This window comes from Methanohalophilus halophilus, assembly GCF_001889405.1.
Taxonomy (GTDB): domain Archaea; phylum Halobacteriota; class Methanosarcinia; order Methanosarcinales; family Methanosarcinaceae; genus Methanohalophilus; species Methanohalophilus halophilus.
In genome coordinates, this window is the sequence record NZ_CP017921.1 from 328,025 (window position 1) to 344,329 (window position 16,305).

The window sequence follows — 16,305 nt, forward strand, 5'->3', positions numbered from 1 at the left end:
TTAAGGGTTTTAAAGGTAATGAATTGGATAAATCAGTAATTGATCCACTTGGAATATTCAGCGACAAAGCATTCGATGATATTTTCCCGTGTCAGATCCTCTATATCATATTCATCGACAGTACCGTTGCGAAGTAATATTTCCACCTTACGGATACGTGGCTGCTCTTCATCTGCATGTTGCGGAAAAGCAAAGCCGCCCCTTTGGTAGGCCCTCCCCCGTATCTCAAAATAGAACTCCTCAACCTGTTCATGGGGTTTTGTGCCAGAGGAAACATAAACAGTTAGAGAGGCAGAATTCATTCCGGTGTCATCCACATTAACCTCAACAGTTCTGCCATATTTTTCAATTTCCTTTTTCAGGTCGTCATAGGCAGGAAATACCACATGTCTGAAAAAATCCCTCATATTGAGTTCTGCAAACCTGACATTCATTTCCTGCGTAGTCTTTTCCCCGGAATTTTTCTTTTCCGTCTGGAAAATATCCCGCAATTTTTGTTCCCACCTGTTCATTTGGACCCACCTTTGAAAAGTTCTCCTACCAGTTGTTTAGCTTTATTATTTGATGTATTTTCCGGCGGTTTTTTTTTCGTATCTATGACCTTATAACCATCAGACTCAGCTTTTAATCCCTTGGATATGCTGTAACACATCAGAATTAAAACAACACAGAAAGGCAGAGCCGTAGTAAGGGCAGCTGTCTGCAATCCCACAAGCCCCCCGGTCAACAGGAGAACAGCTGCAACAGCACCCTGAAGCAGGGACCAGAATAGCCTCAGGGGGATTGCCGGTTTGGGATCTCCTCCAGATGAAAGGATGGAAATCACAAGAGAACCCGAATCAGAAGATGTGACAAAGAAAGTCATTACTACAATGGTTGCAAGAGCGGAAGTCAGCAATGAACCGGGTAATTTATCCAACAGGACATAAAGGGCAGTCGGAATACTTGTCTGGACAACATTCACAATACCACCATTGCCAAATATTTCCATATGAATTGCCGTGTTACCAAAGACGATAATCCAGATGAAAGTTACAATCGCAGGAGCAAGCAGTACTCCCCTGATAAATTCCCTGATTGTACGCCCCCGGGATATACGTGCAATGAACATGCCAACAAAGGGTGACCAGGAGATCCACCAACCCCAGTAGAACATGGTCCACATTTTCTGCCATTCCAGGCCAGTGAACGCATCAGTCTGGAATGTAAGATAAACAATATTTTGCAAATAATAACCAATACTTTGTACATATGAACTCAAAAGAAAAACAGAGGGGCCTACGATAAAGACGAATATCACAAGGGTAAGACCCAGCAGGATATTAACCTGACTCAATATACGTATTCCCCTGTTCAGACCCGACATCACAGAAGTAGTGGCTGCAAGAGTTATGAATACAATCAGCAATATCTGGTTATTTATAGACACCGACATCAGGCCAAGATAATCCATTCCTGCATTAATCTGCATCACACCCAGACCCAGTGAAGTGGCAACACCAAACAATGTGCCAAAGATGGCCAGCACTTCCACAATGTTTCCACGTATTCCATATATCCTGTCACCAAACAATGGATACATTGTAGAGCGAATGGTCAACGGCATATCATGCCTGTAGGAAAAATATGCAAGAGAAAGCCCTACCACAATATATATTGCCCAGGCATGAAGCCCCCAGTGGAAAAAAGTGAGATTCATCGCTTCAACTGCCGACTCAATTGTACCCGGTGCAGCATCCCTCGGAGAAGCGAGATGAAGAATCGGTTCTGCAACACTATAGAAAAGCAGCCCTATGCCCATACCCGCACTGAAAAGCATTGCAAACCAGGTGGTGTCCTTATAAACCGGCCTATCCGAATCTTTGCCCAGCCTGACAGAACCATAGGGGCTGAAATATAGCCAGATAACAAATAGAAGGAAAAAAGCAACTGAGAGAATGTAGAACCAGCCAAAATTGACCACAATTATATTCTGTAACGTTCCAAAAATTTCAGATAAGCTTTCTGTAAAAAAGACTCCCAAAGACACAAAAAATAATACCAGAACTGCCGATACATAAAAAACATGAGGATTTACCTGAAAGCCGGGACTTGCCTTTATCTGCATGTTGCCTCCTATCTATAAGACACTGGCACAGAGACAAATTACAAAAGAGTTTTGATTATATCTTTACTGTTTCGTATAAAAAGGAGGAAAGGAAAGTAAGAAGGAGTTCAATCATCCATAGAGAAGGGAGTTACTAACTTTGCATAATTCACTTCGTGAATATTCTCATTTTCGGAAATGTCACTCACAAACTGGGCTCCGTTAACTTCATAGTCACCCATTCCATAAGTAGTTTCAAATTCTTCTTCCGCTGCAACTGGATCACAGAGATATATTTGGAGTTCGCCATTTGAATCAAGGAATACCGAAGGATGAACACCGGTTTTTTCATAATCTTCTACTGCACCCCTGAAAACCATTGACATGTAATTAATAGTCTGCATTAATATCATCTCCTCAATAAAAAGAACTACTTATGGACATTCATATAATCTAAATGTACACAAATTGCTCATAAATGAGCTTATTAATGGATGCTTGTGTTCAAAAAATATAATACAATAAATATAAATATAAAATAATAACTGATTGAGAAGGTGTATATATGAGAAATATTTTTAAACATGGGGGCATTAGGCATAAGAATCTAAGGCTCTATTGTTACAATTAACTATTCAATTTGGGATTATTATGCTTGAAGAGGAATACGATATAAATTTCTTCTACGAAAACGGTTTTATCAGAAAACAGTGCCAAAAGTGTGGCAGTTATTTCTGGACCCGTGACAGAGACAGGGATACATGCGGAGATGCACCCTGTGACCCATATTCATTCATCGGCAACCCCGTCTTCAAGAAAAAATTTAATCTTGCACAGATGAGGGAGTTTTATCTTAGTTACTTTGAGAAAAATGGACACACACGTATTGAAAGATACCCTGTGATAGCACGCTGGAGAAATGATATCTATCTTACTATCGCCTCCATAGCAGATTTCCAGCCCTTTGTAACTTCCGGACAGGTTGCCCCACCTGCAAACCCACTCACCATATCACAACCATGCATTCGTCTTTCTGACCTGGATGCAGTAGGAAGAAGTGGCCGCCATCTGACTACCTTTGAGATGATGGCACATCACGCATTCAACAAAAAGGATAATGAGATCTACTGGAAAGACCAGACAGTACAGCTCTGTGACGGCCTGCTCAACGAGCTTGGAGTAGACCCCTTTGCTGTAACCTATAAAGAAGAACCCTGGGCAGGTGGCGGAAACGCCGGTGCCTGTGTTGAAGTTCTCATAGGTGGCCTGGAAGTGGCAACCCTTGTGTTTATGAATCTCCAGCAATCCAAAGACGGAGATATTGTGATTAAAGGTGATACTTACAGGAAAATGGATAACTACATAGTGGACACAGGCTACGGATTGGAAAGGTTGGTATGGGCATCCCAGGGAACCCCTACTGTATACGATGCTATATTCCCGGAAGTTGTTGGGGAACTTATGGAACTGGCAGGAGTGGAGCATCGGCTGGAAGACAAAGACTATGCAAACATTTTATCCCAGAACGCCCGGCTTGCAGGCCTGATGGACGTAAGTGAAAAAGCAAACCTGCTGGAATTGCGCAAACAGGTAGCTTCAAACATAGGAATTACTGCTGACAAACTTGGCACCATAATGGAGCCCGTGGAAACGGCATATGCAATTGCAGACCACGCCCGTTGTATAACATTTATGCTGGGTGACGGAATAATACCTTCAAATGTCAAAGCCGGATATCTTGCAAGACTTGTGATCAGGCGCACAATGAAGATGATGCAGGACCTTGGTATCAAAATCCCGTTATCAGACATTATACAGATGCATATCAACCATCTCCCTGAATATCCTGAGTTCGCCGACAGATTTGATGTAATAAACGACATACTGGATAACGAAGAAAAGAAATTCCAGGAAACCCTGCAGCGTGGGAAGAAACTCATACAAAAATCTGCAAAGCACTACAAGAAAAAGGGAGAAAAAATGCCTCTTGACACTGTTATAGATATGTATGACAGTCATGGCATACCGGCTGAAATATCCAAAGAAGCTGCTTCTGAAGTTGGAGTGGAAGTCGAACTACCCGATAATTTTTACTCCCTTGTCGCTGAGCGTCACAGCAAATCCGTGCAGGAAGAGGAAAAAGAAATCCCCTATGCAGATCGTCTCAAGAAACTCCCCCCTACAAAACGGCTTTTCTACGATGAACCAAACAGAATGGAATTCGAAGCTGTTGTTCTTGATGTTTTTGACAATAATATAGTGCTTGACAGCACGCTTCTCTATCCGGAAGGAGGGGGACAACCACCAGACCATGGCACATTCATGGTAGATGATGCCTTACTCAAAGTGATCGATGTCCAGATATTTGACGGCGTGGTCATCCATACCATAGAAAGGATCGAAGATGAACTCCATATTCGAAAAGGAGATATGGTAACGGGTAAAGTGGATGAAAAGCGTCGCATGGCCCATGCAAGAAATCATACTGCAACCCATATAATAAACGATGCAGCCCGGCAGGTGCTGGGAGAACATATATGGCAGGCAGGTGCACAGAAATTCACCGACCGCGCCAGACTTGATATTTCCCATTACAAAAGAATTGTTCCTGAGGAAATCAATGAGATTGAGATGATTGCAAACCAGATGGTAATGGAGAACAAGCGAGTAATAAGCGAATGGATGGATCGCAGTACCGCCGAAAAAAGATATGGTTTTAGCCTTTACCAGGGCGGAGTACCACCAGGCGATCGCATTCGTGTATTGCATGTAGGAAGCGATATTGAAGCCTGTGCAGGGACCCACTGCACCTTTACCGGACAGGTCGGCCCCATCAAGATTCTGAAGACAGAACGGATACAGGATGGAGTAGAACGTATTGAATATGCAGCAGGCGAATCTGCTGTTGTAGCTTTCCAGGAAAGGGATAAGCTTCTCAGAAGTTCTGCAGAAACATTGAGGGTATCTACCGAGCAACTACCGTCAACCATTGAACGTTTCTTCACTGAATGGAAAGAATTTAAGAAAGAAAACACCCGACTCAAGAAAGAACTGGCAGAATCCCATGTAAACCAATTAGTTGAAAATGCTGAACTGATAAAGGAGATTCGCCTTATAAATTCAAGAATCGATGGTGCAGATGCCGATGAACTTACCCGAATTGCAGGAGAACTTGCTTCAAGTGACGATATTGTTGCATTACTCATAAGTGATCATGAAGGTGTCAAAATCGCATCTGCTGCCGGTGACAGTGCAGTTTCAAAAGGGGTTAACGTAGGAAACATCGTACGTGAAATAGCAAGTCTAACCGGCGGAGGCGGAGGAGGTAAACCTTCAATGGCACGTGGTGGAGGCCAGGATAGTTCAAGGATTGATGAAGGTCTTGCATTGGGTCGCCGGATGTTAGAAGAGCAACTCGGGGATTAATCAAAAACGTTTGGGACTAATTGTAATGTGAACAGAAGTCCCAAACATTAATATTCTAATACACCAAATAGAGATATCAGGAGGAGTAGAGGGAAATGTCCGGCGAAGATACCGCAGAGATTATGGATACTTTTCGTGAAGGACTTGCCGACAAAACCACTGTTTTTCTGGCTCCTGCAAGTATATCCAGTGAAAGGTTAATCTACTTTTATATTCAGTCCATACTGGAAAATGATGATCAAAAGAATATAATATGGCTCTGTCTGAAAAACTCAAGAGACAAGGTAATAGATAATTTTAGGGATTATGGGATGGGGATTGAAGACTATCTGGATAGAATATGGTTTATAGATATCGAAGACCCTTCAAAAGAGAAAAAAGAAAATACCCTTTACTATTCTTCCCAGACCGATTATATGAAAATCGGGTCACATACCTCAAAACTATTTTCTGAAATGCCCGGATCAACAATGGTCATTGATGACATGAATACCCTTTCAAAGGATAATCTCCAGGTTGTTGAAAATTTCCTGAAATACGTTATGTCAAATGTCCACCAGCATGAAGGAAGCGCTGTGTCAATGCTCAACAAAGGTTCTGCTGGTGAAAAAGAAGGAACTTTGGTATCCTTTTTCGATGTTGTAATAGATGCCTCGGATACCGGAGAGATGCATGTTGAAATGGGACTGAAAAGTCTTGATGTGAAATACGTAGTCGAAAAGGGAAAAATAAATCTATACTACATCCAGAAAAAGATCAAAAAAGAAAGACTAAAAATACTTATTGTAGATGATGAACCCGATATTCCCGATCTTTTGAAATTGTCCCTGAAAGATGAACCCTACGATTTTTTAGTTGCATATAACGGGAAAGATGCCATCAAAATTGCAAGAGAAGAATTCCCGGACCTTATATTACTGGACATAATGATGCCGGATATGGACGGTTATGAGGTCGTTGAGACCCTGAAAAAGGAAAGGGACACAAGAGACATTGCGATTATCATGATTACAGCCAAAACAAAAGTAGATGACAAACTAAAGGGAATGGAACTGGGTATTGATGATTATATTTCAAAACCCTTTGACAAAAGAGAAGTTAATGCCCGTATAAAAATGGTTATGAAACGTTTTGGCTGGAAACCCCCAGAAGAAAGTGAATAATTTACTCAACTACCTTTTTGCCGGGTTTTGTGACCTGGAATATTATAATTACAACCATCAAGAACTTTAATTATAAAAGATCTGGTAACCGGCACCCCATTGCAGGTTATAACCGATAAAAGTACCCAGGTGACAGGATGAAAAAAGAAAAATCATTATATCACAACCCCTATCTTATAGCAGTACTCTACATCATTGCAATTCTTTTTCTATACACGGCATACCGTGATCTGATAGCTATAGCTGTTGGCGGGATATTTATAACCATTTTTGGCCTGATGTACGGAGTACAGGAACATGACAGGGATCTTATATTTTACTCCGGTCTTTTTTTATCCGCCTCAATTGTGGCAATAATCATAGCAGGCACCTTTGTTTCACTCATTATATAACTTAAATTGAGTTCACCAAATCATACTCTGTGGTCAGGCTATTCTATAGAAGCCATTGTTGGACATAAGCAAACCTTTAATATAAGATTAGACAAGATGTTGTTCGAGATTTGCCGGATATACATATATTATGCCATCCGGTACTGAATATCAAACTTATTCATCATAATTATCGGAGTGTCCTGATGACGATCCCTAAAGAATATAACCCCCAAGAAGTGGAAAAAAGATGGCAGAATGCCTGGGACATGTCAATGTACCATTTTGATTGGGAAGATGAGAATAAACCCCAGTATATAATAGATACCCCTCCTCCCTATCCTACAGGGAATTTCCATATCGGAAATTCCCTTAACTGGTGTTACATCGATTTTGTTGCACGATATAAACGCATGCAGGGATTCAATGTTATGTTCCCACAGGGATGGGACTGTCATGGCCTTCCCACTGAAGTGAAGGTAGAAGAGATACATGGCATTACTAAAAATCAGGTTCCAAGAGCTGAATTCAGGGAGCTCTGTGAAGAGCTTACAATCGGAAATATAGAGAAAATGCGCCAGACAATGCGCATGTTGGGTTTTTCGGTGGATTGGAGTAACGAATTCATCACGATGAAACCCGAATACTTCGTAAAAACACAGCGCTCCTTTGTCCAGATGCAAAAACAGGGACGTATCTATCAGGCCGACCATCCCGTAAACTGGTGCCCGCGCTGTGAAACAGCTATTGCCTTTGCGGAAGTCGAATATGAAGCAAGGGACACAAAACTGAATTATCTGAACTTTGATAAAGTCAGGATCGCTACCACAAGACCTGAATTGTTGGCTGCCTGTGTTGCTGTGGCAATCAACCCCGATGATGAAAGGTATAAAGAAAATATTGGTGAAAATGTAAAAGTACCTTTATTTGACCATGAAGTGCCTGTAATAGCAGACAAAGAGGTCGATCCAGAATTCGGTACAGGCGTGGTAATGATATGTACCTTCGGTGACAAACAGGATGTACGCTGGTGGATCGAGCACAACCTACCCCTGCGTAAGGCTATTGATCGTAATGGCTTTATGACAGGTATTGCCGGCAAATATGAAGGAATGAAATCTTCAGAATGCAAGGAAGCAATCGTTCGGGATCTCAAAGACCAGGGTTACCTGTACGATCAGGACAGCCTTGACCAGAATGTGGGAATGTGCTGGCGTTGCAACACACCGATAGAGATTCTTTCTGAAAGGCAATGGTTTGTCAAAATTGAAAATGATAAAATCCTTGAAACAGCAAATGAGATCAACTGGATCCCTGACTACATGAAGATACGCCTGGAAAACTGGACAAACACCATGGAATGGGATTGGTGCATATCCAGACAGCGTATTTTTGCCACCCCTATACCGGTGTGGTACTGCAAACAATGTGGGAAATCCCTGATTGCAGAAGAGGAGTGGTTGCCTCTTGACCCCACACAGACAAAACCTCCAATACCCTGTGAATGTGGTTCGATTGATTTTGAAGCTGAAGAAGATGTACTGGATACCTGGATGGACTCATCCCTGACAGCCCTGCATGTTACAGGTTGGCTTACAGATCATGAAATGAGATCACCTGCACAGCTGCGACCCCAGGGCCACGACATTATCCGCACGTGGGCATTTTACAGCATACTCCGTGCCAAAGCTCTTCAGGATTCCAAACCGTGGGAATCTATCATGATAAATGGTATGGTACTCGGAGAAGACGGACACAAGATGAGCAAATCCCGGGGCAACATCATTTCTCCGGAAGAGGTCGTCGACCAGTACAGCTCTGATGCGTTCCGCCAGTGGGCTGCAATCGGAGGTTCTACGGGTTCTGATGTAATGTTTAGATGGAAAGACGTGGTATCAGGATCCAGATACTTTAACAAAATGTGGAGCATCTTCCGCTTTTCAATGTCCCATCTGGAAGAAGTACTACCCGACATCCCTGAAGTTGCCATATCCAGCCTAGGCACAGTAGATCGCTGGTTGCTCAGCAAACTCAACAGGCTGATAATTTCAGTAACCGAGAATATGGATAACTACCAGTTCGACGAAGCCTACAAATCCATACGAGGATTTGCCTGGGAAACCCTTGCGGACAACTATATCGAACTTGTCAAAGCCAGACTTTATGGAGAGGAGGAAACTTCAAAGAAAGCAGCCCGTTATACCCTCTACACAACCCTGGAAACCCTGACCCGCATGCTTGCACCCTTTGCACCTTTCTTTGCAGAGGAAGTTTATTCCCATATTTCTACAGACAGTGTTCACCAAACAAACTGGCCTTCTGCACACAGGGAAATGATCGATGAAACTTATGAGAAGCAGGGTGAAATAATAAAAGACCTCGCAAGCAGTATCCGCAGGTATAAATCCGATTCAGGGATGGCCCTGAATGCCCCTCTCAAGAAGATCGAGATCTATTCTGTAATGGATGATGTTACAGACCTTGAGGGAGCTACAAATTCTGCAGTGGAAGTTATAGAAGGAATACCCGAATTTGAACATGTACCCGTGGATGTTAAACCCAACATGGGAATTATCGGACCAAAATTCCGCAAACAGGCTGGCAGTATCATCGCTACCCTGAAAAAAATGGATGCATCCAGGGTTGCACAGATGAAGGAATCTGGATCCATTGATATTGAAGTTGATGGAGAAAAAATAAGTCTGGAACCTGAAAGTGTGGAAATAATAAAAGAAGTAACGTCTGCAGGCAGAACAGTGGATGTCCTTGAGGTCAGCGATGTAATGGCCGTAATATTGCGCTGATTTCGCTATTTATTTATTGGAGTACTCCCCTTGTTTCTATGGGGGAGTACCAATGGTATATAATACTATATTAATAACTACCGACGGTTCCGAAAATGCACGAAAAGCAGTGCAATCGGGAATAGATTTAGCAAGTGCATGTGGTTCAAAGGTCTATGCACTCTATGTAATGGAAATGAATCCTGTAGGCATGACCAGGGAAGCAATACACAGGGATTGGAAAACGGCAATGCAGGTGTCGCTTCCCGAACATATATCTCCGGCCCAGTGGCGTGAATTTGCAAAGATTGCCGACGAAAACTGGAAAATAGAACGCAAGAAGCATCTCGAGGAAAAAGCAGAAAATATTCTTTCCTACGTCGAGGATCTCGGGAAAAATAAGGGCGTCGATGTCGAAAAAGTACACATCGAAGGCAAACCGGCAAATGAAATCCTTGATTTTGCCTCCGATAAGAACGTAGATCTGATTGTTATGGGCACATTAGGCATGGGCTCAGACGGGACATTCCGGCTGGGACGTGTAGCAGAAAGAGTAATCCATAATGCCGGCTGTGATGTAATGTCGGTCAGGTGAATCCTGCAAGGTTACTATATATATTCCACACACCATGAGTTACAAAATCCACCGCAAGAGCTGCAAGGAAAAGACCGAGAAGCCTGGTGATAACATGTGCTCCGGTGTATCCTATTAATTTATAGAGACGCCGGGAATAATATAGAGTCACAAAGCATATACCGAATGTCAGCAGGATTGCCAGCAATACCACCAGTTTATGAGAAATTAAAGGGGATGTACCCGAAAGCACGACTACGGTTGTGATTGTGGCAGGCCCTGTCATCAAAGGAAGGGCTATGGGGAATATCCAGACATCATCACGGCTGAGGGATTCATGAATTTCCTCTTCCGTTACACTTTCCCCGGATACTTTTGAGAGCAGCATATCAAAAGCTACCTTGAACAACAATATTCCACCAGCCACCCTCAGCGAATCTACACTAATCCCGAAAACATTGAGGATGCTGTGACCGGTAAGTGCAAAGAAAATGCATATAGCACAGGCAAGAAGGGTTGCACGGGTTGCTATACTGTTTTTTTCTTCCTGGGTCATGCTGCTTGTTAGTGAGATGAACGTCACGACTACTCCGATCGGACTCACGATAACGAAGATGCTAACAAAAGAGTAAATAAAGAATGATACAACGTCCATATCTGGCCACTATAGCAATCTGGTATTTAAAAGTGATCCTAAATAAGTCAGTTAATTAACATCGTTTTCACTGACAGATTCTTCACTATCTGATAACCCATCAGATTTTTTGTCCTCAATCTCACAGGAGCCAGATTCCATTATTTCCACCATTTGGTTATAATCCTCAAGAATGCTGTCCATGATGGAACTGAGGTGTTCAAGCACCTTGGAGTGAAGCAGACCTTCGGGCGATGATTCCATTTCTCCCGGTTCCGGAGCTTTTTCCAGTGCCTCAACAATCTGCTCTATGTTTTTCAAGCGATCCTGTATAGAAGACCAATTATTCTGCTGGATTTTGGCAGATTTTTCAGGAAGGCAGGAAATTTGTTTTTCCACTTTTGCCTTTTTATTATCAAAATATTCCAGGGTATTACGAGCTTTTTCCAGCATTTCAGCCTCTATAGCCTTATCAAAAATGATTTCTTCGGTGGATACCTCGGGAATGTAGTTCCTGTCAGGCCGATATTCCTCCTCATCCTCCTTATTTTCCCGCAGAGGAGGAATGAATCGTTTGCCATTCTTCATGACCCTCTGGTTCATGAATGTAGGAGATACAATTTCAATATCCATTTTATGAAGCGAATCCAGCACTTCCTTCTTAAAATTAGAACGGTCAGTTAGCAAAGCTTTAGTCTCTTTCAGCAGACCACCCACTTTGTAGGTGACAGAGAAGTCCCCCAGCTCAAGAACATGTACGAAAGGATCCTCCAGGCCTGCCTGACCAGCCGCCTCGAGTAAAGCTGTTTCAATATCCTGCCGGCATACATCATAACCCAGTGAAACATTAGTAGAGATTATGGTTCCCGAAGAGCGTATGGTAATCAGAGGATTGGACATTAGTTTCAAATTTGGTACGATGATCAGGTCACGATCTTCTGACTGAATTCGTGTATAGAGTATAGTTTTGTCAGTCACCCTGCCAAAGATTTCACCACTTCTGATATAATCACCCACATTGAATGGCTTAATGAGCCGAACCATTATACCAGACATTCCATTTGAAACAAAGGTGGTAGAAGAAAGAGCTACAGTAGCACCAACAATAATACCTATCGCACTTACTATGATCTGTTTTGAATCACTGGATATCGGCAGGGAAAATATAACCAACATCATGCCCAGGAATGTAATAAGGGTAAAGAAAAGATTCCTTATGAAGTTGTCACCTTTGAAAATCAAAGATTTCTTAAAAAGATACTGGAACAGAAGGACTACCAGCAATGTCAATATAACTATTACAATCGTTGAATAAAAATCATCGACCCCAACTGCGATACAATATTCCTCCATTAATAATGGAAATTACCAGTATAAGGTATAAGTCTGTATTTACTTATACCTATACCCAAAACCGATCAATTAATTCGTTCGACAATCCGCAGGGCCATCTCCACAACATCTGTCGCATTCTTGCCAAGCAGCCTTATCATAGGTTCTTTTCCAAAATCGCCTTCATCATATATGACTTCCGGGACCTTGCCGTATTTTTCTATTGCATAAGCCGTTCCCCAATCCATTGTACTCACATCGGAAGGCTCGTCTTTGCGTTCAAAAGAAGCAATTCCAAGGCCCATCTGGCTGCAGGCAGCAAGTACCGCCTTGCTGTACTTAACATTCAGGCATGCCCTGATTTCAGGATTGGAATGTATAGCAGCAAGTACCACACTTCCAACATGTTTACTGGCACCAAACCCAACACATCCTGATGCCACAGGCCTGCCTTTTGAACGGGTTATACGACCGTGTACACCGGCTACATCGGATATTGTTTCCGCCTCAGGAGTTGCCATGGCAATATTGCATCCTACCTCGGGGATAAGTTTTGAAAAAGCCTTTTCTGAAAGCAGGATATCCAGGGCCTCGGTAGTATTCACAAAAGTATGGTGTTTTGCAGCTGAATTACGCAGAAAAGCAAGCGGATCTACCGGCGAGACACCCATTCCAGCATCGGTACTTTTTGAAATGGCATTTTCTACAAATCTTTTGGCACACCTTGCAGCCTCGGGCACTCTCAATTCATTTGAGAGATAAACAAGCAGAGCCGCCGAATAGGTGCACCCTGAGCCATGAGTTCCCCCTTCAACAAATCGACTTGATATTGTTGTAAATGTGTCATTGTGGGATTCATAGACAAGATCCGAAGCATCAAAATGACCTCCTGTAATTATTACATTATCCACACCGAGTTTTGCTATCCTGCGAGCTGCTTTCTGCCCATCTTCCCAGGTGTTTATCGTAACTCCTGACAGGGCTTTTGCCTCATATATGTTGGGAGTTACAACAAAAGCCAGAGGGAACAATTTTTCTTTCAGGATACTAAGCGCAGATTCTGCAAGCAAGGTGCCTCCGGCCTCGGCAGTCATTACCGGATCCACAACAAGTTTAAGACGATGCTTCTTTACCTCAGATGCAACCGTGGCGATAATTTCAGGAGAAGAAAGCATTCCTGTTTTTGCCCATTTTACATCCATATCCGTACACACCGCATCAATCTGAGAGGATATATGGGGCAAGGGCACCTCCATTGAATCCTGTACACCCATTGTATTCTGGGAGGTAATGCATGTGACGGCGCATGTGGGATGCATCCCAAGTGCCGAAAAGGTACGAATGTCTGCTTCTATGCCGGCACCTCCGCCGGAATCCGAACCTGCTATCGTAAGGGCTACCTTTGTATTGCTCATATAATTTCACCTGATGATAATTTATTTGACTGATGCAGAATATCTGCGATAACTTTATATATAGTATTTGCAACATGTGAGGTTTACATTATTACATGCAAACACCCAATTAAATTCGTTTGGGTAAATTAGATTTAAATATTATACCTACGGGGTAATTCAATATGGGAAACAGACCTCTGGACATACTGAACAACGCATTAAACACAGCCGTAATCGTAAGATTGAAAGGTGCAAGAGAATTTCGTGGAACACTTCAGGGATATGACGTTCACATGAACCTGGTGCTGGATGAAGCTGAAGAGATCAAGGAAGGAGAAATCGTCCGCAAGATTGGAAGCGTTGTTGTCCGTGGAGATAATGTTGTATATGTATCTCCGTAACCTATAAGAATAATCAGGGCAATCAATGGTACCCTTCAGAATACTGATTACTACTATCCATATTACAAGGTGATAAATAATGTCAAAAGGTACTCCCTCAAGAGGAAAAAGGCAGAAACGTACACATGCTAAATGCAGACGTTGCGGTAGCGTATCTCTTAATATCCACACCAAACAGTGCACATCCTGCGGATTTGGTAAGACCTCGCGTATGAGAAGTTACAAGTGGCAGCGCAAGTGCAAATACTGATTACTCTTATTCTTTTGCTGAGGTGCAAATGAAGGAAGAATGCGGTGTTGTAGGGGTTTTACTGGATGATACAAAATCCCAATCAAAAACCGCCGCACTTCAGATTTACTATTCTCTCTATGCACTACAGCACAGGGGTCAGGAATCCACTGGCATTACTGTTTACAATGGTGGGTCAACCCATTCGCTGAAAGGGATGGGCCTTGTCCCGGAAGTTTATGCAAGAGAAGACATTGCAAAACTTGTAGGTCATGTAGGCATTGGCCACGTCCGTTATTCCACAACGGGTCAGTCACGAATAGAAAATTGCCAGCCCCTTATTGTGAATTATAAAAGTGGTACTGTAGCTATTGCCCATAATGGCAACCTGGTGAACGGCAGTGACCTGCGGGACGAACTGGAATCAGAAGGCAGGATTTTTATTACCGATTCTGACACCGAAGTCGTTGCCCACCTTCTGGTCAAGGAACTGCTAAAACACGGACCTGTAGAGTCTATCAAGAACGTGATGAACAGGCTTGAAGGGTCATATTCCCTGGCCATAATGATCGATGACCTCCTGATAGCCGCCAGGGACCCGCTTGGGATCAAACCTCTATGTATAGGAAAAACGGACCTTGGACTGGTAGTGGCATCCGAAAGTGTGGCCATTGATACATTAAACGGCAAACTTATCAGGGACGTAAAACCTGGCGAGGTTGTTGTATTAAAAGATGGTGAAGTGGAAAGTCATCAGGTATACAATACCACACATGCAGCACATTGTGTTTTTGAATATATCTATTTTGCAAGGCCTGACTCTGTAATCGATGGCCAGCTTGTCTACAAAGTCAGGGAACGTATTGGCAGGGAACTTGCAAAAGAACATCCTGTTGAAGCGGATATTATTTCTCCGGTACCTGATTCGGGTATTACTTCTGCTGTCGGATATACCAGGGAATCAGGCATCAAGTATCAGGAAGGTTTGATGAAAAACCGTTATATTGGCAGGACCTTTATTCTTCCGGGCCAGGAAATGAGAGAAACCGCTGTCAGGCTCAAGATGAACACTATTGCAGAAAACATAGAAGAAAAAAGGGTAGTACTCATCGATGACAGTGTTGTAAGGGGAACCACTTCCCGGAAAATCATCAAAATGATAAAAGACGCTGGTGCCAGAGAAATACACGCAAGAATCGGGAGCCCTGCTATAATTGCCCCCTGTTATATGGGAATTGATATGGCTACCCGTGAGGAATTAATTGCGGCAAACAACAAAGTGGAGAATATTTGTAATACCATAAACGCAGATTCCCTTGGATACTTAAGTATCGATGGACTGGTCAGAGCCATAGGTCTTGACAAAGAGGACCTGTGCATGGGATGTCTGACAGAAGTATATCCTCTGGAGATTCCCGGGGAAAAATGCCAGTGCAGGCAAACCCGGCTTAATCAATTCTAAACCTATTTACTTTTCTTACAAATGCAGGATAAAAAAGCAAACCTGCATAACCCAGAATAATGCCTGCTATTGCACCTGCTATAACATCCGTAGGGTAATGTACACCTACTGTAATCCGGCTGATACCCATCATTATGGCAAATAGCCAGAATAAATAACTTGATTTGCCTGAAACTGGATGCAAAAACGTGGCAGTTCCAAAAGCCAGTGCTGTGTGACTGCTGGGAAAAGAATAGCCGGCTGCATCCACAAGGATACGTCCAGTTTCTGGCCTGGGAAACATGAATAATGATTTCATCCCATAAACAGCCAGCCATATTATTAACAAAAGTGACAAGTAATAGACTGCATAAGATTTACCTTTAAATATATATAGAAATGCAGCGATTAACAACCATATAAACAGGTTTCCCGCTATTGTCAGGGGAACCATGATAAAATCAAGAG

At 42.7% G+C, this 16,305-nt stretch carries 15 protein-coding genes; 8 read left to right on the forward strand and 7 right to left on the reverse strand.

All coding sequences use genetic code 11. The features are described from left to right. Positions 1-32: 32 nt before the first annotated feature. The 3 genes from BHR79_RS01665 to BHR79_RS01675 all read right to left on the reverse strand — a co-directional run bounded on the left by BHR79_RS01665 (position 33) and on the right by BHR79_RS01675 (position 2,490). Positions 33-512: a hypothetical protein gene (locus BHR79_RS01665; protein WP_072560596.1), complete on the reverse strand. Its 480-nt coding sequence runs from the start codon at positions 510-512 to the stop codon at positions 33-35. Then, positions 509-2,107: a BCCT family transporter gene (locus tag BHR79_RS01670; RefSeq protein ID WP_072560598.1), complete on the reverse strand. Its 1,599-nt coding sequence runs from the start codon at positions 2,105-2,107 to the stop codon at positions 509-511. Before BHR79_RS01670 ends, BHR79_RS01665 begins: the two co-directional genes overlap by 4 nt. 107 nt (positions 2,108-2,214) lie before the next feature. After that, positions 2,215-2,490, reverse strand: a complete 276-nt coding sequence (locus tag BHR79_RS01675) for a hypothetical protein (RefSeq protein WP_072560600.1) — start codon at positions 2,488-2,490, stop codon at positions 2,215-2,217. Positions 2,491-2,737: 247 nt separating this feature from the next. On the opposite strand from BHR79_RS01675, the gene alaS reads away from it, so the two are divergent. From alaS to BHR79_RS01700, 5 genes are all read left to right on the forward strand, one after another. Beyond that, positions 2,738-5,512 (forward strand): alanine--tRNA ligase, encoded by a 2,775-nt coding sequence (gene alaS / locus BHR79_RS01680; protein ID WP_072560601.1) that lies wholly within the window; start codon positions 2,738-2,740, stop codon positions 5,510-5,512. Positions 5,513-5,607: 95 nt separating this feature from the next. Then, positions 5,608-6,675, forward strand: a complete 1,068-nt coding sequence (locus BHR79_RS01685; RefSeq protein ID WP_072560603.1) for a response regulator transcription factor — start codon at positions 5,608-5,610, stop codon at positions 6,673-6,675. 137 nt (positions 6,676-6,812) lie between these two features. Next, positions 6,813-7,067 (forward strand): hypothetical protein, encoded by a 255-nt coding sequence (locus tag BHR79_RS01690; protein WP_072560605.1) that lies wholly within the window; start codon positions 6,813-6,815, stop codon positions 7,065-7,067. A 185-nt stretch (positions 7,068-7,252) separates the two neighbouring features. After that, on the forward strand, positions 7,253-9,850 hold the full coding sequence (locus BHR79_RS01695) for a valine--tRNA ligase (RefSeq protein ID WP_072560607.1): 2,598 nt from the start codon (positions 7,253-7,255) through the stop codon (positions 9,848-9,850). 52 nt (positions 9,851-9,902) lie between these two features. Continuing rightward, positions 9,903-10,424, forward strand: a complete 522-nt coding sequence (locus tag BHR79_RS01700) for a universal stress protein (protein ID WP_072560609.1) — start codon at positions 9,903-9,905, stop codon at positions 10,422-10,424. Here BHR79_RS01700 and BHR79_RS01705 read toward each other — a convergent pair. The 3 genes from BHR79_RS01705 to thiD form a co-directional block, all read right to left on the reverse strand. Next, a complete protein-coding gene (locus tag BHR79_RS01705) occupies positions 10,417-11,058 on the reverse strand; it encodes a MarC family protein (RefSeq protein WP_072560611.1) in 642 nt (213 codons plus the stop codon). The genes BHR79_RS01700 and BHR79_RS01705 overlap by 8 nt on opposite strands. 51 nt (positions 11,059-11,109) lie before the next feature. Further along, on the reverse strand, positions 11,110-12,390 hold the full coding sequence (locus BHR79_RS01710) for a mechanosensitive ion channel family protein (protein WP_072560613.1): 1,281 nt from the start codon (positions 12,388-12,390) through the stop codon (positions 11,110-11,112). Positions 12,391-12,455: 65 nt separating this feature from the next. Further along, the gene (gene thiD, locus BHR79_RS01715) at positions 12,456-13,784 is read right to left on the reverse strand and encodes a bifunctional hydroxymethylpyrimidine kinase/phosphomethylpyrimidine kinase (RefSeq protein ID WP_072560615.1); all 1,329 of its coding nucleotides are present in this window, start codon (positions 13,782-13,784) and stop codon (positions 12,456-12,458) included. Between the two features lie 164 nt (positions 13,785-13,948). On the opposite strand from thiD, the gene BHR79_RS01720 reads away from it, so the two are divergent. From BHR79_RS01720 to purF, 3 genes are all read left to right on the forward strand, one after another. Continuing rightward, positions 13,949-14,167 (forward strand): LSm family protein, encoded by a 219-nt coding sequence (locus BHR79_RS01720; protein ID WP_072358970.1) that lies wholly within the window; start codon positions 13,949-13,951, stop codon positions 14,165-14,167. 79 nt (positions 14,168-14,246) lie between these two features. Next, positions 14,247-14,417, forward strand: a complete 171-nt coding sequence (locus tag BHR79_RS01725) for a 50S ribosomal protein L37e (protein ID WP_072358969.1) — start codon at positions 14,247-14,249, stop codon at positions 14,415-14,417. A gap of 28 nt (positions 14,418-14,445) precedes the next feature. Beyond that, complete coding sequence (gene purF, locus BHR79_RS01730) at positions 14,446-15,858, forward strand: amidophosphoribosyltransferase (RefSeq protein WP_072560617.1); 1,413 nt, start codon at positions 14,446-14,448, stop codon at positions 15,856-15,858. Here purF and BHR79_RS01735 read toward each other — a convergent pair. After that, positions 15,845-16,291 (reverse strand): phosphatase PAP2 family protein, encoded by a 447-nt coding sequence (locus tag BHR79_RS01735; protein WP_072560619.1) that lies wholly within the window; start codon positions 16,289-16,291, stop codon positions 15,845-15,847. The genes purF and BHR79_RS01735 overlap by 14 nt on opposite strands. Positions 16,292-16,305 lie beyond the last annotated feature (14 nt).